Origin of the sequence: Erwinia sp. PsM31, from assembly GCF_030433775.1 — a bacterium.
Taxonomy (GTDB): domain Bacteria; phylum Pseudomonadota; class Gammaproteobacteria; order Enterobacterales; family Enterobacteriaceae; genus Erwinia; species Erwinia aeris.
The window spans coordinates 1-241 of sequence record NZ_JARUWZ010000099.1 but is presented as its reverse complement, the minus strand read 5'-3'; the positions used below and the strand labels follow the sequence as shown (position 1 = coordinate 241).

The following is a 241-nucleotide window of genomic DNA, read 5'->3' as shown; positions in this document are numbered from 1 at the left end:
ATATAATTATCTGCTTCCATTTGCAGTTCATTGTTTTCTCTGTTAAAAAGGGCAGGTTCTAGATAACCCTTTGCCATAAGCTTTACAAGCAGTTCTCTCTGTTCTGCATTTTTTTCAATTTGCTTCTCTAATTCCTGAATTCTTGAAAGGTTATCTGAGTTGCTCATTCCACGCAAAGCATCTAATAGTGGTTGTAGAATAAGTTTTCTTCCGAAAATCAGCTTGTTAATCATAGTAACAA

1 protein-coding gene is annotated in these 241 nt (G+C 34.4%); it reads right to left on the bottom strand.

All coding sequences use genetic code 11. The features are described 5' to 3' along the window. On the bottom strand, window positions 1-241 hold a 241-nt coding region (locus tag QCD69_RS22610; RefSeq protein WP_301253583.1), incomplete at both ends, for a hypothetical protein.